A 2,343-nucleotide genomic window follows, 5' to 3' on the forward strand; every position below is an offset into this window, starting at 1 on the left:
GCCAGCTCCCCGGCCGCGCGTCCACCCCCGCCCCCGTCCGCCGCGACGCGGACGATGAAGCCGCGCTCACCTACGCGCGCGGCGTGCTGGAGGCGGAGGCCCGAGCGATTCTCGGCGTCACGGACCGGCTGGGGGACGCGTTCCTGCGCGCGCTGAAGCTCGTGCGCGACTGCCCGGGCCAGGTGGTGGTGACGGGCATGGGGAAGGCGGGCCACATCGGCCAGAAGCTGTCCTCCACGCTGGCGTCCACCGGCATCCGCTCCGTGTTCCTCCACCCCGCGGAGGCCGTGCACGGCGACCTGGGCCGCGTGGGCCCAGGCGACGTCATCCTCGCGCTGTCCAACAGCGGCAGCACGGAGGAGCTGCTCCGCCTGTTGCCCCTCTTCAAGCGCATGGGCACGCCGGTGGTGGCGCTCACCGGGGACGCGGACAGCCCGCTCGCGAAGGGCGCGGAGGTGGTGCTGGACATCGGCCGCATCGAAGAGGCCTGCCCCATGGGCCTGGTCCCCACCGCGTCCACCGCCGCGCTGCACGCCGTGGGCGACGCGCTGGCCATGACGCTCCTGCGAAGCCGCCCCTTCGGGCGGGACGACTACGCGCTGTTGCACCCGGGCGGGAAGCTGGGGCGCTCCGTGCTGCGCGTCTTCGAGTTGATGCGCACGGGGCCCGCGAACCCGCTGGTGCTGGACACCGCGAGGCTGTCCCTGGCGGTGGTGGTGATGACCAACACGCCGGGCCGGCCGGGCGCCGCGTGCGTGGTGGACCGCGACGGAAAGCTGGAGGGCATCTTCACGGACGGGGACCTGCGCCGCCTGGTGGAGAGGGGCCACACCGACTTCGAGGTGCCGGTGCGCGAGGTGATGGGCAAGCGCCCGCGCTGCATCACCCCGGACACGCTGGTGCTCACCGCCGCCGCGCAGATGCGCGAGCTGAAGGTGGACCAGCTGCCCGTGGTGGACGTCGAGGGCCGGGCGGTGGGCCTGCTCGACGTCCAGGACCTGCTGGCGGCGAAGTTCGTGTAGCGGCTCCGTGCGCTACTGGGACAGCTTCGCCTGGAGCGCGGCCTTGTTCGGGTAGTTGGGCACGTCCTGGGCCAGCTTCTCCCAGAGGGCCTTGGCGCCCTTGGCATCGCCCTTGGCGAGCAGCGTGTCGCCCAGCTTCTCCACCGCGCCCGCGTCCGACTGGAGCGCCACGCTCCACACGCGCGCGCCCATGGGGCGGCCCAGGCCGACCAGCGCCCAGGCCATGCCCGCCTTGGCGCGGCCGTTCTCCGGCTGGAAGGGCACCACGCGGGTGTAGTTGGCCAGGGCCTCCTGGAAGCGTCCGCGCGCCAGGTGCTCCTCGCCCTCTTCCACCAGCCTGGTGAGGCCCGCCTCCAGCTCCGGCGTGCGCTCGGTGTTCTTCACCGCGTCCACCATCTCCGGCGTCAGCGGGCGCGGCGCGTCCGGCGGCATCGCGGCGGCCTGCGCGGGGGACTGGGACAGGCGCACCTTGCGGTCCTCGGCGCGCGACGCGAGCCACTTCTTGCGGCCGCCCGCCTTCACCGTCTCCTCGATGCGCACGCTCAGCTCGCGGGCCATCGCCGCGCGCTGGGAACCCGGGTGCGACGTCACCAGCGCGTCGAAGCCCTCGCGCGCCGTCTTCAGGGCCTGGAGGTCCTCGCCCTTCATCTCGAAGAGCAGCGACGAGTGGGCATAGAGCGCCTCCTCGTGACGGGGCTCCACCTCCAGCACTCGCGCGTACGCCTTCAGCGCGCTGACGCTGTCACCGCCCAGGTACAGCGCGTTGCCGCGCAGCACGTCCACGTCCAGCGCGGGGACCATCGCCGCGAGCGCGCACGCGGCGGCGCCCGCGGTGTCCCCGGACTTCGCGCGGGCCTGCGCCACGGCCTCCATCGCGTCCAGCGGCTGGCCCGGCGTGAAGCCGCAGTTCGCGGCCTCCGCGGTGGGCACGGCGGCCTTGCCCAGCTTCTTCCGGGACGCGAGGAACAGCGAGCGCACGCCGTCCGCCTTGGCCTGCGCCTGGCCCAGGAAGGACAGCGCGTCCGCGTTGCGGCCGTTCATGTAATAGAGCCGGCCCAGCGACGAGGCGATCTCGAAGGTCTTCTCCCGCTCGCGCAGTCCTTCCGACGAGTCGAGCTGCTTCATCAGCTCCTCGGCGGAGGGCGGCAGCTTGTTGGTGTCCACCGTGGGGTGGCCCGACGGCAGCGGCGTGCCCGGCGCCACGGGGGAGCCCGCGGGCATCGTCGGGTGGCCGGGGGGCAGCGCGCCGGTGGAGGCATTGGAGCCCGTTCCGGTAGGCGACGCCTGGGTGCCGGGCGGAATCGTGGGGTGGCCGGGAGGC

Annotated in this window: 2 protein-coding genes; one reads left to right on the forward strand and one right to left on the reverse strand. The window is 73.8% G+C overall.

Annotated elements, in window-relative coordinates; genetic code table 11:
- The first annotated feature begins 197 nt into the window (after positions 1–197).
- Positions 198–1,022: an SIS domain-containing protein gene (locus D7X55_RS38550; protein ID WP_407921817.1), complete on the forward strand. Its 825-nt coding sequence runs from the start codon at positions 198–200 to the stop codon at positions 1,020–1,022.
- A gap of 12 nt (positions 1,023–1,034) precedes the next feature.
- On the opposite strand, the gene D7X55_RS38555 is transcribed toward D7X55_RS38550, so the two are convergent.
- Positions 1,035–2,343: hypothetical protein (locus tag D7X55_RS38555; protein WP_233610330.1), on the reverse strand; the 1,309-nt coding region annotated here is incomplete at its 5' end.

This window comes from Corallococcus sp. AB049A (genome assembly GCF_003668885.1).
Classification (GTDB): Bacteria; Myxococcota; Myxococcia; order Myxococcales; family Myxococcaceae; genus Corallococcus; species Corallococcus interemptor.